Here is a 23759-nt window from a genome sequence, read left to right as displayed (position 1 = left end):
AAAACCCCAAACGTGGAGGTGGGGGAGGAAGGGACCCCACTGAATGAAGTTTCACTTTATAGTTTCTTCTTTTCGTCTATCATTCTCTGAAATAATATAAGCACATGCTGCATCCCCTGTAATATTTAATGAAGTTCTAAGCATATCCAATAACCGGTCGACACCGATAATAAGGGCAATCCCTTCTATAGGCAAATTAACCTGCTCCAGCACCATTGCCAGCATGATTAATCCTACACCTGGTACTCCAGCTGTTCCGACGCTTGCAAGTGTAGCCGTTAAGATAATCATGATAATAGCCGTAAACGTCAGGGGAACATCATACACTTGGGCAATAAACACTGTAGCAACTGCTTGCATAATCCCTGTTCCATCCATGTTGATCGTTGCACCTAATGGTTGGACAAAGCTACTGATTGATTTTTTTACACCTAGTTTTTCCTGAGCGGTTTTCATAGAAATAGGTAATGTGGCACTAGAACTAGATGTACTAAATGCTACAGACATTGCTGGGAAGAATTCTTTATAAAATTTAATTGGACTAGCCTTTCCAATCCCCCAGATTGCCAAACTATACGTAAGGGCACCATGGATGATTAATGCAAGAATTACCGCAATCATATACATCGCCATGGAGCCAACCGCATCAAGACCTGCATTTCCAATAGCTGATGCTATCAAAGCAAAGGCACCATATGGGGCTGTTTTCATAATGGCATTAACCAGCCAAATTAATATTTCATTTGCTTGTTCAAATAAATGATGAATGCCTTTTGTTTTATCGCCTAATACGGCAAGTGCAATTCCTATGAAAATAGCAAACGCAATAATTTGTAGCATATTGCCCGTAGACATCGCTTCTAGCGGATTAGCTGGAATGATATTGATCAATGTATCCATAATTGGTGGAGGTGATTCTGATTCATAATCAGCAGAACTTACATCAAATACACCGGCTGTACCAGGCTGTAATAGATAAGCTACTCCCAGACCAATTGTTAGCGCAATTGCTGTTGTGACAAGATAAAAGGAAATGGTTTGAATACCAATTTTACCAAGCTTTGCAGGGTCTCCTAAGCCTGAAGTTCCTAGAACAATAGAAACAAATACAATTGGTATAACAATCATCATGATTAGATTTAAAAATATCTGTCCAATTGGATGAAGTACATATTTATCAGTGATAGAAAAGACATCACCCGAAGTAAAACTTAAACTGATACCTACAATAACCCCGAGTATGAGGGCAATAATAATCTTCTTTGTCAGACTCATATAATGTATTCCTTTCTAGTTGTAGATTTTAGATAGGCTAAATGAAATGGGCTTTTCCAAATGGGGGCAGTGTGAAAGAAAATGTACTGATAGGATAAACGACCCCGGCAGGATTCGAACCTGCGACACAAAGTTTAGGAAACTTATGCTCTATCCCCTGAGCTACGGAGCCATGAATTTAGGGTAACATGGTTTATTATACAAAAATAATCTATAAATGAAAAGTATTAGTTATTTCAAAAAATTTTATTCGGACTATGTCTAATTTTGTCTTATAGTACATTCGCCTATTATATGATAAAATAAGCTACATATGTTTTGCATGTTGATTGGGGGAATAGCTATGGCGGAAGTTCCTTTTATTGCAATAGAGGGGCCGATTGGGATTGGGAAAACATCCCTTGCAAAGAAACTTTCTGTCCATTTTGATATTCATTTATTAAAAGAAATCGTCGAGGAAAATCCATTTCTCGGCAAATTTTATGATGATATTGATGAGTGGAGTTTTCAAACGGAAATGTTCTTTCTGTGTAATCGTTTCAAACAATTGGAAGATATTGAAAGGAAATATTTAAACACTAATAAAGCAGTCATTGCTGATTATCATATATCAAAAAACATGATCTTTTCAAAGCGGACGCTGCAAGCAGATAAATTTGAAAAGTATGAGAAAATTTATCAGATTTTAACAAGTGATATGCCGGTCCCTAATATGATGATTTATTTGCATGCAAGCCTTGATACGGTGTTAGATCGTATAGAGAAGCGTGGCAGGGATATTGAGCAAAATATCAAGCCATCCTACCTTGCACAGCTCATCCAGGATTATGAGGATTATATGAATGATTTTGAGGTATTACATCCAGATATTCCAGTAATTCGGGTAAATGGAGACGAGACTGATTTTGTACGTCATCAGGATGATTTGGAGCGTGTCATTGATCAGGTAAGCAGACAATTAAAAGCTGCTGCCTTAACGAAACAATAAAAAGGGGACACTAGGAATGAAATTAAAAGAAAAATACCTTATTCCAAATGATAGTATTATAACGATTGCAGGTACGGTTGGGATAGGTAAATCAACAATGACAAATGCGTTAGCAAATGCACTGCAATTTAAAACATCCTTTGAAAAGGTTGATACCAATCCATATTTGGAAAAATTTTATGCTGACTTTGAACGCTGGAGCTTCCACTTACAAGTTTATTTTTTGGCAGAACGCTTTAAAGAACAGAAAACAATATTTGAATATGGTGGTGGATTTATCCAGGATCGTTCCATCTATGAAGACACTGGTATTTTTGCAAAAATGCATTTTGAAAACGGCACGATGTCAAAAACAGATTATGAAACATATACCAATTTATTCGAAGCAATGGTGATGACACCATATTTCCCGCACCCAGACTTGCTCATTTACTTAGAAGGCAGCTTTGATGAAGTATTGGAACGCATTCAGGAACGTGGTCGGGAAATGGAGAAAAACACCCCAACAGCATATTGGGAGGAAATGTACAACCGCTATGAAAACTGGATTAATAATTTCAATGCATGTCCCATTTTGCGGATTAATATCTCTGATTATGATTTGATGAAGCAAGAGGATTCCGTCGAGCCTATTTTGGAGAAAATTGGCCATTTCATTCAGCAGTCAAGACGCTGGAAATCAAGAGAGATTATAAAATAGTGTTTGAGGGTGTTCCATTAAGTGTGGAACACTTTTTTATTTGCTCATTGACTAGTGAAGCAGATTCCTTCACTGCGAAATTGTGAACTTCGGCTTTTATTTTGTGAACTTCTGACCATGTAACTGTGAACTTCTAATCAACTCATTGTTAACTTCTGCTTTTTCATTGTGAACTTCTGCATTTCAACAATTTCTCACAAAAAAAGGACCTTCCCCAGCACAATCTGCGCTGAAAAGTCCTCTTCTACCAAAGCGCTTCTTCTTCCACACTTAATTCAGTCAAAAATGGAGTTACAGCAAAAATGGCCAAGCCTAAAACAACTGCTACTAATATAACCCAGCCAAATGGTACTTCGATAAATGTACCAAACAATATGATTGCAGGTGCTAATATAACACTGGTCATCATACTTTTTTTGCGTCCTTTTGCGGAATGATAATTTTCTCCATTGCAGTACGGACAAATCATTTTCATGCGAAAGGATCTTTTTAATGTATCGCCATAGTTCCATTTCCTCTCGCAATGTGCACAGCTAGGCATTCACGACACCTCCTATTCGCTTTTTCCCAGTTCCTCAGAACGATTACTCGCACTTTTCACGCATTCCATAACAATTTTTTCAAAATCATACTTATTTAATATTTCGACACCTGCTTCCGTTGTTCCTTTAGGGCTAGTGATTTTTTTTCGTAAAACTGCTGCTGATTCGCCTGTTTCTTTTAGCATTTGCCCCGCTCCACGCACGGTCTGGATGATTAATTCCATTGCTGTTTCCTGATCGAATCCCGCCTTTAGTGCAGCTTTTTCCATCGCTTCAACTAAATAATAAATATATGCAGGGCCACTGCCGGAAATTCCTGTAACTGTATGCATATCATCCTCATCGACAATTACCGTTGTACCAATGGTCGCAAACAATTCTTCCGCTTCCTTCAGATGTGTATCAAGTGCATATTTCCCTGCTGAAATGGCAGTTGCAGAGTACCCAATGGTTGCTGAGGTGTTAGGCATTGCACGGACAACTGGATTATTCCTTCCAATCAGCGTGGTGATGTAATCTGTTGAAATACCTGCAATCACAGAAAGAATTAACTGATTTTTCTGGATATATTCTCTGATGGTCTCGACAGATTTGTTTAGATCATATGGTTTCGTGGCAATAATAATGATATCCGCTTTCTTGACGACTTCTTCTTTATCAAGGATACATTGAACATCATACCTATTTTTAATATTCTCGAGTCTCTCTCGATTGCTTTTATTTGTTACAAGTATTTGTTCCTTTTTTAAAATACCTGATTTCACAATCCCTGAAATAATCGCTTCTGCCATCGATCCCGCACCAATAAATGCAATTTTCTTATCCATCTTCATGCCCTCCTTTGTTATGTAAAGCTTTCAGCAATATAAAAACTCATTCCATCCTTAAAATAAGGACGAAATGAGTTTCCGCGGTACCACCTAAATTGACATAGTTACATGCCCAGCTTGAATTGATAACACAGTTGACTGTGGTTAGTTTTTATCTAACGGCTCCCAGATAGGTTCATACATGCCACTTTCGATGGAATCTTTCAGCCGATGAATTCCACTCTCTTTCGAAGGAACATTGTATTACTGGTCTGTTCTTGACCTTTTTTTATTTTTATGTATTGTTTAGTAATATATGCTGATTTATTGTAAATGTCAAGGGATATAATATTTTCCTTCTACCAGTCATTCAGCTAGAGTTAATCTACTTATAGAAAAAAACCGCTTGTTTTGCAGGCGGTTTTTCTTATCTCCAATATTTATGCGCTAATTTTAAAATGGAGGAGGTAGAGGGATTCGAACCCCCGCGCGGTTTGACCCGCCTGTCGGTTTTCAAGACCGATCCCTTCAGCCGGACTTGGGTATACCTCCATATTGACGACAAGATATAATATATCATGCGTGTTTTTTGTTGTCAATAATTTTCGATTAAAAAAATACCTGGATACCCTCTCGTGCATAGGCAACCCGGACTAGACTACTATTTGTTAATTGTAAAGTTGAGAGATAGTACTGCGAAGTTGAGAGAAGATATCGCAAAGTTGAGAGACAGTTGGTAAAAGTTGAGAGGAAATAGAGGATTTTGCAATTGTCTCTCAACCTTATGCAGTTCTTTCTCAACTCTACACAGTTCTCCCTCAACTAACCGCAGCTTCCTTCCACCATAGCCACTGTCTCAAGCACTTACTTTATTACTTCCTTCCCACCCATATAAGGGCGCAACACCTCCGGAACAACAACAGAACCGTCCCCCTGTTGATAATTCTCTAATATGGCTGCAACTGTGCGACCGATTGCAAGGCCGGATCCATTCAATGTATGAACGAATTCCGGTTTAGCTTTTGCATCTCTTCTAAAACGAATTCCAGCACGTCTTGCCTGGAAATCTTCAAAATTAGAGCAAGAAGATATTTCCCGGTAAGTATCCTGACTTGGAATCCATACTTCAAGATCATATTTTTTTGCGGCAGTGAAACCTAAGTCAGCCGTACACATGCTCATGACACGATAAGGCAACCCTAATAATTGCAATACCTTTTCCGCATGACCAGTGAGTATCTCTAGTGTCTCATAAGAATCCTCTGGTTTTGTGAAATGAACAAGTTCTACTTTATTAAACTGATGTTGACGGATTAATCCCCGGGTATCGCGTCCTGCAGATCCCGCCTCAGAGCGAAAATTAGCACTATATGCCGCATATTTCTTAGGCAAATCCTCAGCTGAGAGGATTTCGTCACGGTGGTAGTTCGTCACAGGTACTTCTGCTGTTGGAATTAAGAAATAATCCCAGTTCTCAAGCTTAAATACATCCTCGGCAAATTTAGGCAGCTGGCCAGTTCCAGTCAAGCTTGCACGATTAACAATTTGTGGTGGCATCATTTCTGTATAACCATGTTTATCTGCATGTAAATCCATCATAAAACTGATTAAGGCACGTTCAAGCCTTGTACCAAGTCCCTTGTAAAAAACAAAACGACTGCCAGTAACCTTGGCTGCACGCTCAAAATCGATAATATCAAGACCTGTGGCAATATCCCAATGTGGCTGCGCTTCATAACTGAATTCTGGGGGATTTCCCCATTTACGGACCACCACATTATCATCCTCATTCTCACCAATTGGTACACTTTCATGTGGAATATTTGGGATAGAAAGCATCATATGTTGCAGTTTTTCTTCAATTTCCTTTAACTCTTTATCAAGAACTGCTATTTCATCTCCAACCTGACGCATTTCTTTAATTGCCGGCTCCGCATCCTTTTTCTCTCTTTTCAGCACAGAAATTTGCTTCGTTGCTTCATTGCGTTTTGCTTTTAATTCCTCTGTTTGAGTAATTAATTTTCTGCGTTTCTCGTCAATCTCACCAAACTTCTCTAATTCAGATAAATCCTCTCCGCGATGGACAAGCTTTGCTTTTACTTCTTCCAAATTATGTCGTAAAAATTTCATATCTAACATAATAATTTCCTCCTTTTTATTTTGAATTTTTCACAAAGTACGGGGAAAATAATAGGATGGTTTGTTTAAATACACATTATACCGGTTCCGAATAAACCAACGGAACCAATCTTCCCCGCAAAATGGGATTGAACCATTATTTTTAGAAAACCTAGCATCCACCAGAGCTTTAGACAATGCCTTCGAAACAGAAAGTAATATGAATATATTTTTTACTGCCAAGAAAACACAAAAAACTCCCATCCCTAAAAAATAGGGACGAGAGTATCATTTCCCGCGTTGCCACCCTGATTGAAGAGATAAACTCTTCCGGCTCTCAAGTTGTTAACGGTACTTAGCCGAGTTTATTTACTGTTAGCATCTACACACTAATTTCCACAAACCAGTTCAAGGATGGATTCACGGTATTCCAACATCGATTTACACCAACCATCGACTCTCTAGGGAAGGATCTACTGTTACTATTTCCTGTCAATACTTTTAAAACGAACTTTAATTAACCATATCATAGCCAATTTCTTTTTAAGAAGCAAGTGTTTTTAAAGATTCTTCCACAATGGAAACAAAATATGCAATAAACCGAAGATCATCTGTTAATTCCGGATGAAATGCTGTGCACAAGTAATGATCTTGTTTGGCTGCAACAATTCGATCCTCAAATGTTGCAAGCACCTCAACCTTAGGTCCAACTTCCATTACATATGGTGCACGGATGAATACTGCATTAAAATCATCCGCAATAGATGAGATTTCAAGCACTGCCTCAAAACTTGCAACCTGTCTTCCAAATGCATTACGAGCAACCTTCATGTCCATTAATCCAAGATGGGCAGCTTCTTGCCCGTCAATTTCATTTGCCATTAAAATCAGACCAGCACATGTACCGAATATAGGTTTACCCTGCTTACCAAATTCCTGAATCGCTTCGAAAAATCCATAACTGTCAATTAAGCGGCGCATTGTCGTACTTTCCCCACCAGGTAAAATCAACCCATCCATTTCAGCAAGCTGGTCCTTTGACTTTATTTCAAGTGCAGTTGCTCCACATGCTTCAATACAGCGAATATGTTCACGTACTGCACCCTGTAATGCCAGTACACCAATTGTAGTCATCTGAATTCCTTCTTTCTACTCGCTGCGATCCTGCATTCGATCTTCTGCTGCAATTGTACTCATTTCAAGCCCTTTCATTGCCTTTCCAAGGTCTTTAGAAAGCTCCGCAATTAATTGATAATCCTTATAATGTGTAGTTGCTTCAACAATTGCTTTGGCAAACTTCTCAGGATTATCAGATTTAAATATTCCAGAACCGACAAATACGCCATCTGCACCTAGCTCCATCATTAATGCTGCATCACTCGGTGTCGCAACTCCACCTGCAGCAAAATTAACGACAGGCAAGCGACCTTCTTCGCGGATTTGCAATAACAATTCAAATGGTGCACCAATTTCTTTGGCAAATGTCATGACCTCATCTTTAGATATTGCTGAAAGCTTACGAATTTCAGATTGCACCTGACGCATATGGCGAACCGCCTCCACAATATTGCCAGTACCCGGCTCGCCTTTTGTACGTAGCATTGATGCACCTTCACCAATACGACGAGCAGCTTCCCCTAAATTACGGCAGCCACAAACAAATGGTACAGTATAGTCAGATTTATTTAAATGAAATACGTCATCAGCAGGGGTCAAAACTTCACTTTCATCAATATAATCAACACCCATTGCTTCTAGCACACGAGCCTCCACAATATGACCAATCCGGGCTTTTGCCATAACGGGGATAGAAACAGCATTTAATACCTGTTCCGTAATGGTTGGATCAGCCATACGTGCTACCCCACCTGCTGCACGAATATCGGATGGAACACGTTCTAATGCCATAACGGCAACTGCCCCTGATGCTTCTGCAATTCTTGCCTGTTCTGCATTCACAACGTCCATTATGACGCCGCCTTTTTGCATTTCTGCCATACCACGTTTAACTCGTTCTGTACCTGTGTTTGTCATTGCGTATTCCCCCTTGTATTATATATTAGTTAAATAAACCCTTAATCCAATCTACGGATGTCGTAAATAAGTTAGCAAAGAAATCACCAATAGATCCCAATGTAAGCATAAACCAATTTGATTTTTCTACGGTATCATTTGCAATTAAATCAACTGTTTGATTTTTATCAGAGAAAATATAACCGTAATTATTTTCCCCTTCGAAAACAAGTTCAGCAGTACCAATCTTTTCCCCTTGTTCAATCGGTGCTGTTAACTTCCCATTAGCATTTAATTTATCTTCATCAATGGAATAGTTTATAATATATGCTTCCTTATCCTCTGGTTTAATTGGCATAACAATTGCATCTTTTAAAGAGACTTCAACCGTATCCTCTTTACCTTTTGCAACCGGAATAGTAGATTCATCCTTTAATTGATAGCCTGCTGTGAATAATTCCAGTGTTTCAAAATTATTAAAACCATAATCCATAAGTTTTTTTGTTTCCTGAAAACGTTCCTCTTTGCTTGAAGTTTTCATGACTACTGTAATCAGTCGTTTTCCATCACGTTCAGCTGTCCCTGTAAACGTATAACCTGCAAGATCGGTATTTCCGGTCTTCAATCCATCCATCCCTTCATAATGGAATGATTGTAAGAATGTAGCTTCATGTGGAAGCATCCAGTTTAAATTTTCCACCGTATATCCTTCAAATTCCACTTCCGTTTGGCTGGAAATTTCCAATGCCTCTGGAAAATCATTTACTAGGTGATAGGCAAGTAAAGCAGCTGATTTAGCAGATAACAAGTTACTTCCATTAGGATCTGTTCCTTCTGGTCGATTATCACCTAAAGACTCGTTATCCAAACCAGTAGTATTGACAAATTTATATTCAGAGAGACCTATTTCCTCCGCTTTTTGATTCATTAATTTTACAAATTCACCTTCAGAACCTGCGATCAGCTCAGCTAAAGCAATGGTTGTCGCATTATCTGAAAAAATTGCCATTGCCTCATATAACTCACGAACAGTATAATCCTTATTTTGTGTTAATCCGATTCCTGAAAATAATGGATTTGCTGAAATACTGAAAGGATAATCACTAATTTGAGTCGTTGTATCCCAACTAATCTCTCCTGAATTAATGGCTTCTAAAACAAGATATTCAGTCATCATCTTAGTCATACTAGCTGGAGGTAGGGCAATATCTGGGTTTTTTGCATATAAAACCTTCCCTGTTTCTCCATCAACTAAAATGGCTGACTCTGCATTTAAATCCAGTGACTCTGCAGCCTGTATTGAAAATGGCTGTGCAATTATCGACATCATCACTACTAGACTTACTAGTAAAAGTGAAAAACTTCTCTTTATACTTAGTTTCAACTTTTTCGTACCTCCACCTTGGATTTTAAGTAGTATATGTTCTGCATCTAATACATATCGTCATGCATCTATATTATTTTACCACAGAGAAATAAAAAAAAATAGATGGGGAATACCACCTATTTTTTTAAAATAATTATAGTCTACTGTACAGAATAGTTTGGTGCTTCTTTTGTTATTTGTACATCATGTGGATGACTTTCACGTAATCCAGCATTGGTAATTCTAATAAACTGTGCATCGTTACGTAAGTCTTCTATCGTATGTGCTCCACAATAACCCATACCTGCTCGTAACCCGCCAACTAACTGATAAACCGTATCGGCAAGCGAACCTTTATATGCCACTCTTCCTTCAATTCCCTCAGGAACCAGTTTCTTCGCATCTGCGGAATCCTGGAAGTAGCGATCTTTTGAGCCTGCTTTCATAGCTCCAACCGATCCCATACCACGGTATACTTTATATTGTCTTCCCTGAAAAATTTCCGTTTCCCCAGGACTTTCTTTTACCCCTGCAAACATACTTCCTAGCATGACAACATGTGCACCTGCAGCCAATGCCTTCACAATATCACCGGAGTATTTTATTCCACCATCCGCAATAATTGGAACGCCATATTCACTTGCGGCAACTGCGCAATCATGAACTGCTGTTATTTGCGGAACACCAATTCCAGCAACTACTCGAGTAGTACAAATCGAGCCTGGACCAATTCCTACTTTCACAATAGAGGTACCAGCTTCGATTAACGCCTTTGTTGCTTCTGCTGTTGCAACATTTCCAGCAATAATATCTAAATCCGGATATGCTTTTCGTATTGCTTTTACTTGATCAAGTACACCTTTAGAGTGACCGTGTGCAGTATCAATAACAATTACATCCACACCGGCATCTACTAATTTTTCAATCCGGTTCATCGCATCACCAGTTACTCCCACTGACGCACCTACAAGTAATCTACCTTGAGAATCTTTGGCTGCATTTGGAAATTCAATTACTTTTTCAATATCTTTGATCGTAATTAATCCTTTTAAAATAGAGTTGTCATCGATAAGTGGTAATTTCTCAATTTTATGTTTTTGTAGGAGTTTTTCTGCCTCTACTAAGGTCGTTCCTACTGGGGCAGTTACAAGGTTTTCACTTGTCATCACTTCTGAGATCATAATGGAATAATCTTGAATAAAACGTAAATCACGATTTGTCAGAATACCTACTAATTTTTGTTCTTCAATCGTATTAACGATAGGAACACCTGAAATACGGAATTTGCTCATTAAATGTTCTGCATCATATACTTGATGATCTGGTGTTAGGAAAAATGGATTGGTAATAACCCCACTTTCTGAGCGTTTTACACGGTCTACCTGTTCTGTTTGATCCTCAATGGACATGTTTTTGTGAATAATCCCTAACCCGCCTTGACGAGCCATTGCAATTGCCATTTCTGCTTCTGTCACAGTATCCATACCAGCACTAATAAAAGGTGAATTCAATTTTAGATTTGCTGATAGATCTGTACTAATTTGAACATCCTTTGGCAATACATCTGATTTAGCTGGCATTAACAATACATCATCAAACGTTAATCCTTCCTTGGCAAACTTATCTTCTCTCATTAATAGTCCTCCTCTTATTTTTTTTACTGTTTCCAGATTGGACAGTCACTTTTCCTTAACCTATCTCCCCGTCGCTTGAGCAAACCCGCTTTCCTTATCTTTATCTAGTTATGCATGGGCTAGCGGCTACCGTCATAGGTAATCATACTGCGAGGCGAGCACCAAGACCACTTGCGCATCGGACACTCGGCTATATCCTTCGTTGCTTCATCAAGCCCGCTTTACTTTTTCTATTTCCATGTATGCTTTGTGTATGCTTCGTTTAAACTATACAAGTAATTCTATTTTCATATACAATACGCCAACAATAGCCCTTTTTCAACTACAGATTATTGGAAAAACAAAAATAAATAGATTCAAAATATTTTAATAGTTATGAGGCTGTCTTTATGAAGAATATGGATGCATTTTATACATATTTAAACTCCCAGCAAACTGCACAACAGTACTTGCTGCATTGTTATAAAAAAATAGAAAATAATAATGCAGAAGCAAAAAGCTATGAGAACTGCAATGCTTTTATGTATTATCTTGACCATGGAAATAAGTTTTATGAGGTCGGGCGAAAACTTGATATGACCGTACAGCCTGTTTTATTTTTCTATGGGATGGTGCATTTACTAAAAGCCTGTTTATTAACAAAACGTCCGGACTATCCAGAATCGACGAGTCTTTTGGCGCATGGTGCCACAACACGAAAAAGGAAGAAGAAACAATATACATTTTTAAAAGATGAGGTTAAGATACAACATAATGGATTATTTCCCTACGCTTTGGAACATTTATTTTCCAAAAATAAATTTCCCTTCGAAAAGATAAAAATGGAAGATCTATTTGCGGTAATACCTGAAATGGATATCCTGTTTAAATTGAATAACCAGGAAAAGCTACTTGAAGTGGGGGTAGTCGATTCTTCTCTGTTAGAATTTTCTACGCTGCTTTTAGATGGCTACCATTTAACAGCTAAAGCGTTTATCCAACGTGTTCAAGACTATCTTCCAGCGATTAAATACACTGATACAGATGAAACAATGATTCGAATGGAATTAACTCATCCGCTAACGAACACAAATGGCCCCTTTTTCTTTCATCAGGCCAGGGGGAAAATTTATTTCCCAAAAAACAGGAATCACTTTATACCCATTTCCGAAGTGATGGTACACTATTTACTTTTATATAATTTAAGTATGCTCTGCCGCTATGAAACAGAATGGTGGGGAGACTTATTAGTTACGAAATCTGATCTGGATTATCCATTTATCCGACATTTTTTGCAGCTGACAGCTGAAAAAGTACCTTTAATGCTTGGGGACAAATTGTACCATCAGTATTAGCAAAAGTGGTATTCGTTAAAGCCGTTACGTACTAAAAGGGATACTTAATAGCGTACATTGCATTCTTAGAACTCATATACCAAGGAGTGCATGCCTTTTGAGCTAGACTTTGATTCAGTAGGGAAGTAATTTTCGTTTGTACCTGAATTTGCACTAAAGTATTATTTATGCACTTATGCTCAAAAGAAATATCGATAACGTGCTTTACTGCCGGTAAAAAGAACAAACTAAATGCTAGCTCCCAATAACTTCCTCAATATGGAAGAGGGAATTGTTTTGCAGGGAAATAATTTCACCACTATCCTCCAGTCGAACCATTGGTCTTGTTGGCTTTTTAACATCAATAAATACAATTTCTCCAAGTTGATTATTTGACAGTTTAACTTTTGTGCCAATCGAGAAATTAGCCAAATTATTAATAAACACTTTTACAACCATTGGATCTAGCTTAGAAAATTGTGCTTTATCCAGTTCTTCGATTACCTTAAAAGGGGATTGCTTTTCTTTATACAAACGTTCACTCGTCATGGCATGATACATATCACATACGGCTACAATCCGTGCATACATATGAATTTTTTTCTCTGAAAGCCCAAGTGGATAGCCGCTTCCGTCGATACGTTCATGATGCTGCAGAACAGCTAGTTTGACAGCTTGTGTTACAGTTGGAATATTTTCAACGAGACGATAGGAATAGGTTGGGTGCTTCTTTATCTCTTCCTGTTCTCTAAAAGTTAAGGAATCGCTTTTTCCAATGATTACAGGGTTAATTTTCGCCATCCCACTATCACTTAAAAACCCAGCCAGTCCAAGCTGAAGCCATTCACCTTTCAAATACCCCATTTGTTTTCCTATGTATGCACTAAGAATAGCAACAGCAACACCATGATGGAAAAAGTATTTTTCCTTTGTTACATGATAGTGTAGTGTAAATAGTGTAGAACCAATTTCATTTATTCGCTCCAAAAGCGGAATTAGTAGCTTCCTTACATTTGGCATATTTATTGCCACACCACTTTGCCACTTTTCAAATTTCTTTTCATGTGCAATTACAACTTCTTGATAATGATCGATAAATAATACACCAGAGCTTTTCTTTTTTTTCTGTTTAATCGATTCCTGTTCTATTTTTGTTTTTTCAATGGGTTTCGGTTCGAAAAGTTCGCCTTTAGCCAGCTTCGTTGATACATCTACTGACTCTACTAAAAACTTTTGCAAAAAGAGTATATGTTCTTCTGTTAAAACAGTATTGTTAGGAATGATTGCCCTGTTTGTTTTCCCTCTTACATCACTTAGTAATACACATCCCGGAACAAGCTGTGATAAAGCTACCCGCATATAATCCCCCCTAACTAATATCGTTAGTAAATAAGGTGACTGTTATTTAAGCCACCTTATCTTTTCATTTCTTATTCTTCACTTGTTTCATCTTCCACATTTTCTTTTAATTGATCTGTTTCTACGTCTTTGACAGATTCCTCGATACCTTTTTCCTCTTCTTCATCCTGATCAACTTTCGCAACGGTTGCGACCTCTTCCCCGTCCTGCAGACGAATGAGACGTACCCCCATCGTATTACGGCCGGTTTCTGAAATGTCTTTTACCGGAATGCGAATCAATACCCCTGCTACTGTGATCAGCATTAAATCCTCCGTACCAGATACAGGTTTGACTGCAACGACGTTACCGGTTTTATCCGATAATTTACAGGTAAAAATACCTTTACCACCACGGTTAGTCATTCGGTATTCTGCTTCTGGTGTTTGTTTTCCATAGCCTTTATTTGTAACATGGAGGATCTTGGAATCTGCTTCTAAAATTTCCATCGAAACAACTTCATCTTCACCGCGTAATGAAATCCCTTTTACTCCCGCAGCGGTTCTTCCCATTGATCTGATTTGGGTTTCCTCAAATCGAATGAGATAACCATTTTTAGTAGCAATCATCATGTCTTTCATACCATCTGTTTTTCGTACTGAAATAAGCTCATCCTCATCTCGAAGGCCAACAGCAATTAATCCACCTTTACGGATATTCGCAAACTGCGACAACGATGTTCGCTTGGATATTCCGTTTCTTGTTGTAAAGAATAAATATGCATCCTCTCTGTATTCACTTACAGAAATAACTGCATTTACCCATTCACCTTTTTCCACTTGCAGCAGATTAATTATTGGAATTCCTTTGGCTGTACGGTTGAATTCAGGAATCTCATATCCCTTCGCTTTATACACTTTCCCTTTATTTGTAAAGAAAAGCACGGTATCATGTGTCGAAGTGGATACTAAATGTTCCACAAAGTCATCTTCATTTGTACCCATTCCCTGGATACCTCGTCCACCGCGTTTTTGTGTACGGTATGTGGAGGATGGCAATCGTTTAATATACCCTTGGTGGGTCAGAGTAATGACAATATTTTCTACTGGAATCAAATCCTCATCCTCGAAAAAGTCAGTACCTCCAAGTACAATTTCTGTACGTCGTGGATCATTAAAGCGCTCTTTAATTTCCGTAAGTTCTTCACGAATGATTTCCAGTACTTTTTCTTCATCCGCCAGAATTGCCTTTAATTCATCAATTAGCTTTAATAGCTCATTATATTCATTTTCAATTTTCTCTCGTTCTAAGCCTGTCAAACGCTGTAGGCGCATATCCAGAATCGCCTGTGCTTGCTTTTCAGATAATTGAAAGCGTTCCATCAAGCCGTCACGTGCTATATCGGTTGTTTTGGAATTACGTATTAGTGAAATAACTTCATCTAGATGATCCAAGGCGATACGCAATCCTTCTAAAATATGTGCACGCGCCTGGGCTTTACGTAATTCAAATGCAGTACGCCTACGAATAATTTCCTTCTGGTGCTCCAAATAATATTCCAAGCATTGTTTGATGGTCAGAATTTTAGGCTGTCCATCAACAAGTGCCAAAGTATTTATGCCAAAAGTCGTCTGTAATGCCGTATGTTTATACAGATTATTCAATACGACGCTGGCATTAGCATCACGGCGCAATTCCATAACGATACGCATCCCGTTACGATCCGACTCATCACGGAGATCTGTAATGCCATCAATCCGTTTATCACGGACATGCTCCGCTATTTTTTCAATTAGTTTTGCCTTGTTTACCTGATAAGGCAATTCCGTAACGATAATGGTTGATTTTCCATTCTTATTTTCTTCAATATCAGCTTTCGCCCGGATTGTGATAGATCCCTTACCCGTTTCATACGCTTTACGGATTCCACTTTTTCCTAAGATCATCCCCGCTGTAGGAAAATCCGGACCATGAATATAGTCATCCATCAGCTCATCAATCGTAATATCGGGGTTTTTACTCACAGCTAAAACCGCATCAATCGTTTCCCCTAAATTATGTGGTGGTATATTGGTTGCCATTCCTACTGCGATCCCTGAAGTTCCATTAACAAGCAAATTAGGAAAACGTGCTGGAAAAACAACTGGTTCACGCTCAGAACCGTCATAGTTATCCTGAAAATCAATCGTATCTTTATTGATGTCCCGCAAAATCTCCATAGAAATTTTTGACATTCTTGCCTCAGTATAACGCATTGCTGCCGCTGAATCGCCATCAACAGAACCAAAGTTACCATGCCCATCAACGAGCATATACCGATAGCTGAAATCCTGAGCCATCCGTACCATCGTTTCATAAACAGCTGAATCACCATGTGGATGATACTTACCAATTACTTCACCAACGATACGCGCTGATTTTTTATGTGCTTTATCAGAATGCATTCCCAAATCATTCATTGCATACAAAATTCGCCGGTGTACCGGTTTCATCCCGTCACGCACATCCGGTAGTGCCCTTGAAACAATAACACTCATTGCATAATCAAGAAAAGATGTACGCATTTCCTTACTAATATTAATTTCCTTTACGTTCGGACGCTGTTCCTCTGCCATTCTATTACCTCCTATCACTATTTTTTAAGAAAATAGTGATTACCTTCAAAAATTACAATATATTAACGCAAATTGCCGCTTGATTGGTTCTCCTAAACCTCCACAGTTGATAGAAAAGACGACGTTTCGATCATGGAGAAGCATTTTATGTGACCGGTTGACCTAGTTCTCCTGCCGTTTAGAAAAAGAGAGAGAGATTATTCAACCGTTAGTACTAGTTTGTAATCCTTAGTATCTGAGTGAATTTCCAGAGCGGTATATTTCGTCGCCTTTTATCGATTTAGTGAAGGTGAAAATCCTTATATATCCAAATTCTTAACATACTGGGCGTTTTCCTCGATAAAGTTTCTACGTGGTTCTACTTTATCCCCCATCAACATATCAAAAACTTGATCTGCATCAATTGCATCCGCAAGCTCCACTTGCAGCAGAGTTCGTGAGTTCGGATTCATTGTTGTATCCCAAAGCTGCTCTGCATCCATTTCTCCAAGACCTTTATACCTTTGAATGCCAGGTTTAGGTGCTTTTGGAAGCTCTGCTAACAACCGATCAAGCTCTTTATCATCATAAACATAGTGTAGAGCTTTTCCCTGTTTTACCTGATAAAGAGGAGGCTGGGCAATATAAATATAGCCATGTTCAATCAATGGACGCATATAACGGTAGAAGAAGGTTAATAATAATGTTCGTATATGTGCACCATCCACGTCAGCATCTGTCATAATGACAACTTTATGATAGCGTGCCTTTGTAATATCAAAGTCTTCCGATATCCCGGTACCTAATGCTGTGATCATTGCACGTACTTCATTATTGGATAAAATTCTATCAAGACGTGCCTTCTCAACATTTAAAATTTTACCACGTAGCGGAAGAATTGCCTGAAAATGGCGATCCCTTCCTGATTTTGCAGATCCACCTGCAGAGTCACCCTCAACAATATATAGTTCACTGATCGATGCATCCTTTGAGGAACAGTCGGCAAGCTTACCTGGTAAACTAGAAACCTCGAGTGCACTTTTTCGTCTTGTTAGCTCGCGTGCTTTTTTGGCAGCCATCCGTGCACGTGAAGCCATCATTCCTTTTTCAACAATTACTTTTGCAACCATTGGATTTTCATATAGAAATTTAGAAAATGTTTCACTAAAAACAGAATCGGTAACGGTACGAACTTCGGTATTGCCAAGCTTTGTTTTCGTTTGACCTTCAAATTGCGGATTTGGATGCTTAATCGATACAATTGCAGTCATACCTTCTCTTACGTCATCCCCACTTAAGTTTGGGTCATTTTCTTTGAATAGATTATTTTTCCGTGCATAATCATTGATCACACGTGTTAATCCAGTTCTAAAACCAAACTCATGTGTTCCACCTTCATACGTATGGATATTATTCGCAAAGGAATAAAGATTACTGGCAAATCCATCATTGTACTGTATTGCTACTTCAACGACAATATCTTGTTCTTCCCCTTCAGCATCAAAGGGTTCATGAAGCACTTCCTTTGAGCGGTTTATATATTCAACATAGGAGCTAATTCCACCTTCATAATAGTAATTTACAGGCTCCTCATCATTTCGCTTATCCTCAATAGTGATAGTAATTCCTTTATTTAAAAACGCTAATTCACGTAGACGTTGAGATAATATCTCAAAACTAAACTCAGTTGTTTCAGTAAATATTTCTTTATCTGGAGTGAAATGTGTCACTGTTCCTGTTATTTCTGTATCTCCAATGATCTCAATCTCACCTTGTGGAATCCCTTTTTTAAAACCTAAAAAGTGAATTTTATTATCACGATGAACATATACTTCAAGACCACTTGATAATGCATTAACAACAGATGCACCAACACCATGTAATCCACCGGAAACCTTATATCCTCCACCACCAAATTTACCACCAGCGTGAAGAACGGTCATAATTACTTCTAATGCTGGCCTGCCTGTTTTCTTTTGTATATCAACAGGAATGCCGCGGCCATTATCCTTCACAGTTATACTATTTTCCTTTTCAATAATAACTTGAATATGGTCACAATATCCCGCTAAAGCTTCATCAATACTATTATCAACTATTTCCCATACTAGATGGTGCAGGCCCCTTTCACCAGTTGTTCCAATGTACATTCCTGGTCTTTTTCGAACAGCCTCGAGTCCTTCCAGTACTTGGATTTGATCTGCACCATATGATTGATTCTCAGTAATTTTGTCATTCATTGACATGCTCTCACATCCATTTCTTATACTTCATCCGTAAAATCATCCAATTTACTAATTACAGAAATTATGCTGGCCCGTTTCTTTAAGGTTGAAACAGATAACGAACTGTAATAAATTATTTCTTTTGTGATCATCACTGACTTTGCATCTATTTGAGAACCTAAAACGTTTTTTTTCTTATTCGATTCTGTCATCATCTCCTCCATAATCGTTGAAGATGAAATTAAATTGAAGTCGATGATTGCTATAATATCTTTTGATCTGATCACATGATCTTTTCCTATATTAATAAACATTGTATCCTCCCGAATTTATGTATCTACTTTTCCATCTTTTACTTTAAATAGCTCAGCTTTTCTTAGTGTTTCATGATTAATTCCATCAACACTGGTCGTGGATACAAAGGTTTGTACTTTTCCTTGAATAGTATTCAATAAATGAGACTGCCTAAAATCATCCAGCTCACTTAACACATCATCGAGGAGCAAAATAGGATATTCACCTACTTCATTATAAATAAGGTCTATTTCTGCCAGCTTTACAGATAAAGCAGTTGTTCGCTGTTGACCTTGTGATCCATAAGTCTGCACATCTCTGTTATTTACATAAAAAATAAGATCATCACGATGTGGCCCGATTAATGTCGTACCACGATCAATTTCTTTTTCTGTTATTTCCTGAAATTTATTTAAGTAGATAGACTCTATTTTCTCCTTATTTGCCTCTTCTGATACTTCTATAGTTGGTTTATACTTTATTTCAAGTGTTTCTAGCTTTTGACTGATCTGATGGTGAATGGGACTTGCCCATTGTCGTAATAGATTTAAAAAAACAAACCGCCTTTCGAGTAACGTTGCGGCATGTTCCACTAATTGATCTGTTAATACTTGCAGCACTGTTTTATTACGAGACTGCCTGTGTTGCATCTGTTTTAATAAATAATTTCGTTGTTTTAGCACTTTTTGATATTGTCCAAGATGGTATATATACCTTGGCTGGATTTGTCCTAGCTCCATGTCGATAAACCGTCTGCGGATATGTGGCGGCCCTTTTATCAATGTTAAATCTTCCGGTGCAAACATAACTACATTCAATGCGCCTATGTAATCACTTAAACGTTTTTGTTCTATTCGATTTAATTTTGCCTTTTTCCCTTTTGAAGAAATAATAATTTCAAGTGGGAAGGCTTGCTTTCGTTTAGTAATTCTACCTTCTATTTTAGCATACTCTTTGTTCCACTGTATAAGTTCTTTTTCACGAGGGGTACGATGGGATTTTGTAAATGCTAATACATAAATAGCTTCCATCAGATTGGTTTTTCCTTGCGCATTTTCCCCAATTATGACATTTACTTTATCATCAAAAGAAATATCCAATTTATGGTAATTTCGGTAATTTGTTAATTTTACTTGTTGAATATGCATGTTTAATCCTCTTTTGTTACGATAAACGATCCAAAACCTTCAATTACTATAACATCACCCTGATACAGTTTTCTACCACGGCGATGCTCCTTTTCACCATTTACTAAAACACCTTCATCCTGCAGAAATGCTTTAACCATTCCACCAGATTCAAGGATATTTGCAAGCTTGATAAATTGACCTAACGCAATAAACTCTGTATTTATTTCAATTTGTTCATGCATTTTATCACCGATTTCTATTTATTTACCTTTGAGATACGTTAATCGCTAAACGTCTTCTATACCTATTTTACTAAAGTTTTCTCTATAAGGAAAGGTTTACCCTACGAAACACTAGAAATACGCTTATTTGCTCTTAAAATAGCTTTTAAACGAATAAATACTCTTATCCTTAAACTGATAAGAGTATTATTATTCTCTTTATTTATTTACACCTAATTTTTAATAAGGGTATTTTTTAAAAGATTGTTTTTGCTATAAAAGATATAAAGAAGATATTACTTGTATGAATTTAAGCATCAATCTGCCTCTTTATTTAGGTCGCACTTTATATCATTTGCAATGGTTAAAGTGCTATAGAATTCGCTAAAATAGCCTTTATTAATAAGTCCGAACAGGAAGAATTAATTGTAAAATCGTATCATCTTCAATTGGTTTAATAATAAATGGCCGCATTGCACCAGTGAAATCTATTTTCACATCATCATATTCGATTGCTTTTAATGCATCAATCATATATTTAGAGCTAAACGATATTTTTATTTCCTCTCCTTCTATGGATGGAACAGTTACATCTTCAGCAACGGTTCCAACTTCAGGAGAATTACTTGTAATTTCGACAATTCCATTCCCTTTTGTTGTTAATCGTACAACATTATTTTGTTCTTCTTTTGCAAGTAGTGACGCACGATCAATTGTACTAAGCAATTCTTTTGTTTTTACATAAAGTGTGGTTTTACTTTGTTCAGGAATTAAACGGGATGTCTCTGGATAATTACCGTCAAGCAATCTTGAAAGGAAATTTAGATGCTTTGTACGGAATAAAATCTGGTTATTGGTGATATTTATTTCTACAGGTTCTTCAGTATCATGTAAAATTTTATTTAGTTCATTTAAACTTTTTCCTGGAACAACAATACTTGGGAATTTCACATTAACATCTTTTACAGGAATTTGTCTGGACGCTAAACGATGACTGTCTGTTGCTGTGAAAGTTAGTGTATTATCAGCAAGTTTTAGATTAACTCCTGTTAAAATAGGTCTTGTTTCCATTGTTGAAACAGCAAAGACAGTTTGTTTAATAAGGATTTTTAATAAATCTGTAGATATTTCAAAACTATCTTCCGTTTGCATTTTAGGAAGTTGTGGATATTCTTCAGCATCCTGCCCATTCAAATTAAATTCTGCTTTTCCTGAACGAATGGTTACTTTTAAATTTTCATCAGATTCAATTACCACCGTTTTTTCTGGTAATTTACGTACAATATCAGGAAAATATTTAGCTTGTAATACAATGCTGCCTTCTTCGATTTGTTCTACATTAACAGTACCATCTTCTTCAGCTGGTATATACGATTCAATAGAAATATCTGAATCACTGCCGGTTAATGTTATTCCATGTTGTTTCGCTTCTATTTTCATGCCGGTTAATATTGGTACTGCAGTACGAGTTGAGATTGCCTTCATAACATCTTGTACACTTGCAATTAATTGATCACGCTGAATAATGAATTTCATTAAAATAATCCTCCTATTGGAAGTTCTTTTATATTTATTTTATATATAAAAATACAGTAATAACAGTAATAAGGCATGTGATTATGTGGATAAGTTTAATAAAGATAGTGTTCTACAGTTAATCCACATGTTGATAAACTGTAGACAAGGTTGAATCTACATACACAGCATCCACATGTGGATGCGAAGTGATAAATAAAGCTACTCCTGTTATTTCTATTAAAATGATTTCAATTGTTCTTTAATTTCTTCTAATTCTCTATTTAAATTGGAGTCGTTTTCCAGCAGTTTAGATATTTTATCGTGTGCATGAATAACAGTTGTATGATCACGTCCTCCAAATTCTTCTCCGATCTTAGGCAGCGATAAATCAGTCATCTCCCGTGATAAATACATTGCAATTTGTCTAGGAAAAGCAATAGATTTGGTTCGTTTTTTTGCAGGGAAATCCTCGAGACGAATATTATATTTTTCTGCAATTACTTCCTGAATACCCTGAATTGTAATGATTCTTGGTTTACTGCTTGGAATAATATCTTTTAATGCATCAGCTGCAAGGGATGCGTCTATATCCTGGTTTACCAGAGAGGAATATGCAACAACTCGTATTAATGCACCTTCTAGTTCTCTGATATTTGTATCGATTTGATTTGCAATGTAAAGCATTACTTCATTAGGAATATCCAATCCTTCAGCTTTTGCTTTTTTTGTTAAAATTGCAATTCTGGTCTCCAGATCTGGTGGTGTAATATCAGTAATCAAACCCCATTCAAATCGTGAACGTAGGCGATCCTCAAGTGTTGGTATTTCTTTAGGTGGACGATCACTTGAAATAATAATCTGCTTGCTTTCTTCATGCAAAGCATTAAAGGTATGGAAAAATTCTTCCTGAGTGGATTCTTTTCCAGCAATAAATTGAATATCATCAATTAATAAGATATCTACATTACGATATTTATTACGGAAATTAATGGTTTTGTTATCCATGATTGCATTTATGAATTCATTGGTAAACTTTTCAGATGATAGATAAACAACTTTTGTTTCAGGATTATGCTCACGTACATAATGACCAATTGCATGCATTAAATGCGTTTTGCCAAGACCAACGCCACCATAAATAAAAAGTGGATTGTATGCTTTTGCAGGTGCTTCAGCAACAGCTAAAGATGCAGCATGTGCAAAACGATTTCCAGCGCCAATTACAAATGTGTCGAATGTATACTTTGAATTCAGCATTGATTTTGGAATTTCATTGTTATCAAGATTTAGTTTTGGTTTTGATATAGGCTTCGTTGCTTTTATTTCTGTATTGGATTCTGGAATAATAAATTTAGTTTCTAGCTTTGTACCAGTAACTTCTTCAATAATGTTTGAAATTAGATTTGTATATTGATTCTCCAACCAATCTCTGGCAAATTCATTAGGCGCTGAAATAATTAACGTATTTTTATTCAGTGATTCGGCTTTTGTATTTTTAAGCCAGGTTTCAAAACTGGGTTTGCTAATTTGTTCTTCAATTTTCTCTAAAGTTGCAACCCATAGTTCGTTGATATTTTCCAATTCTAAGTTCACTCCTTTCAGATATAATAAATGACAGAAAAAGCCTCTCACGCTCTTTTATTAAGATGGAAAGGCATAGGTTAAAAAGCTGTTTTAAAAG

Annotated in this window: 19 protein-coding genes, 2 tRNA genes and 1 other annotated feature; of the genes, 3 read left to right on the top strand and 18 right to left on the bottom strand. The window is 37.2% G+C overall.

Annotated elements, in window-relative coordinates:
* Positions 1–51: 51 nt before the first annotated feature.
* Together AC6HVZ_RS11690 and AC6HVZ_RS11685 are read right to left on the bottom strand one after the other, a co-directional pair.
* Positions 52–1275 (bottom strand): dicarboxylate/amino acid:cation symporter, encoded by a 1224-nt coding sequence (locus tag AC6HVZ_RS11690; protein ID WP_497558346.1) that lies wholly within the window; start codon positions 1273–1275, stop codon positions 52–54.
* A 99-nt stretch (positions 1276–1374) separates the two neighbouring features.
* Positions 1375–1447: transfer RNA gene (locus AC6HVZ_RS11685), tRNA-Arg, on the bottom strand.
* 171 nt (positions 1448–1618) lie between these two features.
* Here AC6HVZ_RS11685 and AC6HVZ_RS11680 point away from each other — a divergent pair.
* Both AC6HVZ_RS11680 and AC6HVZ_RS11675 read left to right on the top strand, forming a co-directional pair.
* A complete protein-coding gene (locus tag AC6HVZ_RS11680) occupies positions 1619–2263 on the top strand; it encodes a deoxynucleoside kinase (RefSeq protein ID WP_497558345.1) in 645 nt (214 codons plus the stop codon).
* 16 nt (positions 2264–2279) lie between these two features.
* Positions 2280–2963 carry a deoxynucleoside kinase gene (locus AC6HVZ_RS11675; RefSeq protein WP_497558344.1) on the top strand — a complete coding sequence of 228 codons (684 nt, stop codon included), beginning with the start codon at positions 2280–2282 and terminating at the stop codon, positions 2961–2963.
* Positions 2964–3207: 244 nt separating this feature from the next.
* Here AC6HVZ_RS11675 and AC6HVZ_RS11670 read toward each other — a convergent pair whose 3' ends face one another.
* The 8 genes from AC6HVZ_RS11670 to guaB all read right to left on the bottom strand — a co-directional run bounded on the left by AC6HVZ_RS11670 (position 3208) and on the right by guaB (position 11445).
* A complete protein-coding gene (locus tag AC6HVZ_RS11670; RefSeq protein WP_497558343.1) occupies positions 3208–3504 on the bottom strand; it encodes a TIGR04104 family putative zinc finger protein in 297 nt (98 codons plus the stop codon).
* Positions 3505–3516: 12 nt separating this feature from the next.
* The gene (proC, locus tag AC6HVZ_RS11665; RefSeq protein ID WP_497558342.1) at positions 3517–4332 is read right to left on the bottom strand and encodes a pyrroline-5-carboxylate reductase; all 816 of its coding nucleotides are present in this window, start codon (positions 4330–4332) and stop codon (positions 3517–3519) included.
* 441 nt (positions 4333–4773) lie between these two features.
* Positions 4774–4866 (bottom strand) — tRNA-Ser (locus AC6HVZ_RS11660).
* Between the two features lie 312 nt (positions 4867–5178).
* A complete protein-coding gene (gene serS / locus AC6HVZ_RS11655; protein ID WP_497558341.1) occupies positions 5179–6453 on the bottom strand; it encodes a serine--tRNA ligase in 1275 nt (424 codons plus the stop codon).
* Positions 6454–6704: 251 nt separating this feature from the next.
* Positions 6705–6937: a binding site (T-box leader), on the bottom strand.
* Between the two features lie 38 nt (positions 6938–6975).
* On the bottom strand, positions 6976–7566 hold the full coding sequence (pdxT, locus tag AC6HVZ_RS11650; protein ID WP_497558340.1) for a pyridoxal 5'-phosphate synthase glutaminase subunit PdxT: 591 nt from the start codon (positions 7564–7566) through the stop codon (positions 6976–6978).
* Between the two features lie 15 nt (positions 7567–7581).
* Positions 7582–8466: a pyridoxal 5'-phosphate synthase lyase subunit PdxS gene (gene pdxS / locus AC6HVZ_RS11645; RefSeq protein ID WP_497558339.1), complete on the bottom strand. Its 885-nt coding sequence runs from the start codon at positions 8464–8466 to the stop codon at positions 7582–7584.
* A gap of 25 nt (positions 8467–8491) precedes the next feature.
* Positions 8492–9829, bottom strand: a complete 1338-nt coding sequence (locus tag AC6HVZ_RS11640) for a serine hydrolase (protein WP_497558338.1) — start codon at positions 9827–9829, stop codon at positions 8492–8494.
* Positions 9830–9972: 143 nt separating this feature from the next.
* Positions 9973–11445: an IMP dehydrogenase gene (gene guaB, locus AC6HVZ_RS11635; protein ID WP_497558337.1), complete on the bottom strand. Its 1473-nt coding sequence runs from the start codon at positions 11443–11445 to the stop codon at positions 9973–9975.
* A 389-nt stretch (positions 11446–11834) separates the two neighbouring features.
* Here guaB and AC6HVZ_RS11630 point away from each other — a divergent pair, with 389 nt between their 5' ends.
* Positions 11835–12779: a YaaC family protein gene (locus AC6HVZ_RS11630; RefSeq protein ID WP_497558336.1), complete on the top strand. Its 945-nt coding sequence runs from the start codon at positions 11835–11837 to the stop codon at positions 12777–12779.
* A gap of 234 nt (positions 12780–13013) precedes the next feature.
* Here AC6HVZ_RS11630 and AC6HVZ_RS11625 read toward each other — a convergent pair whose 3' ends face one another.
* The 8 genes from AC6HVZ_RS11625 to dnaA form a co-directional block, all read right to left on the bottom strand.
* Positions 13014–14117 carry an HD-GYP domain-containing protein gene (locus AC6HVZ_RS11625; protein WP_497558335.1) on the bottom strand — a complete coding sequence of 368 codons (1104 nt, stop codon included), beginning with the start codon at positions 14115–14117 and terminating at the stop codon, positions 13014–13016.
* 71 nt (positions 14118–14188) lie between these two features.
* Positions 14189–16711: a DNA gyrase subunit A gene (gene gyrA / locus AC6HVZ_RS11620; RefSeq protein ID WP_497558334.1), complete on the bottom strand. Its 2523-nt coding sequence runs from the start codon at positions 16709–16711 to the stop codon at positions 14189–14191.
* Between the two features lie 299 nt (positions 16712–17010).
* Positions 17011–18936 carry a DNA topoisomerase (ATP-hydrolyzing) subunit B gene (gene gyrB, locus AC6HVZ_RS11615; protein ID WP_497558333.1) on the bottom strand — a complete coding sequence of 642 codons (1926 nt, stop codon included), beginning with the start codon at positions 18934–18936 and terminating at the stop codon, positions 17011–17013.
* Between the two features lie 17 nt (positions 18937–18953).
* Complete coding sequence (gene remB, locus AC6HVZ_RS11610) at positions 18954–19229, bottom strand: extracellular matrix regulator RemB (RefSeq protein WP_497558332.1); 276 nt, start codon at positions 19227–19229, stop codon at positions 18954–18956.
* Between the two features lie 15 nt (positions 19230–19244).
* On the bottom strand, positions 19245–20357 hold the full coding sequence (recF, locus tag AC6HVZ_RS11605) for a DNA replication/repair protein RecF (RefSeq protein WP_497558331.1): 1113 nt from the start codon (positions 20355–20357) through the stop codon (positions 19245–19247).
* 2 nt (positions 20358–20359) lie between these two features.
* On the bottom strand, positions 20360–20581 hold the full coding sequence (yaaA, locus tag AC6HVZ_RS11600; protein ID WP_497558330.1) for a S4 domain-containing protein YaaA: 222 nt from the start codon (positions 20579–20581) through the stop codon (positions 20360–20362).
* 378 nt (positions 20582–20959) lie between these two features.
* The gene (gene dnaN / locus AC6HVZ_RS11595; protein WP_497558329.1) at positions 20960–22096 is read right to left on the bottom strand and encodes a DNA polymerase III subunit beta; all 1137 of its coding nucleotides are present in this window, start codon (positions 22094–22096) and stop codon (positions 20960–20962) included.
* A 219-nt stretch (positions 22097–22315) separates the two neighbouring features.
* Entirely contained in the window at positions 22316–23659 is a 1344-nt protein-coding gene (gene dnaA / locus AC6HVZ_RS11590; protein WP_497558328.1) for a chromosomal replication initiator protein DnaA, read from the bottom strand.
* Between the last annotated feature and the right edge of the window lie 100 nt (positions 23660–23759).

It is taken from the genome of Oceanobacillus sp. NCCP-135 (assembly GCF_059698015.1).
Note: the sequence above shows the minus strand (reverse complement) of the source record. Positions and strands in the feature narration are given on the sequence as shown.